Source organism: Planctomonas deserti, assembly GCF_003067705.1.
Classification (GTDB): Bacteria; Actinomycetota; Actinomycetes; order Actinomycetales; family Microbacteriaceae; genus Planctomonas; species Planctomonas deserti.
Window position 1 is genome coordinate 1 of sequence record NZ_QANL01000231.1, and the last position, 510, is coordinate 510.

Consider the following 510-nt stretch of genomic DNA (forward strand, 5'->3'; position numbering starts at 1 on the left):
CCTCGCGGTCCAGGCGGCCGTCTTCGATCGCGGTGATCTCCTCGCGGATCTGGATCATCGCGTCGATGAAGCGATCCAGCTCGTGCAGCGATTCGCTCTCGGTCGGTTCGACCATCAGCGTGCCGGCCACCGGGAAGCTCAGGGTCGGGGCATGGAAGCCGAAGTCGATCAGGCGCTTGGCCACGTCCTCGGCGCCGATGCCGCTGGTCTTCTCCAGCGGGCGCACGTCCAGGATGCACTCGTGTGCCACCAGGCCGTTGCGGCCGGTGTAGAGGGTCTTGAAGTGCGGGGCCAGGCGCTTGGCGATGTAGTTGGCGTTGAGCTGCGCAACCTGAGTGGCCTTGCGCAGGCCGTCGCGGCCCATCATCGCGATGTACATCCAGCTGATCGGCAGGATCGAGGCGCTGCCGAAGCTGGCCGCGCTGACCATGCCGACCGGGCCGTTGTCCCCCAGCTTGCCCGGCAGGAACGGCGCCAGGTGCTCCTTGACCGCGCACGGACCGACGCCCG

1 pseudogene is annotated in these 510 nt (G+C 68.0%); it reads right to left on the reverse strand.

Features of this window, described 5'->3' with window-relative positions:
- A pseudogene (locus tag DAI20_RS20435) lies at positions 1 to 510 on the reverse strand (glycine dehydrogenase (aminomethyl-transferring)); the annotation flags it as partial.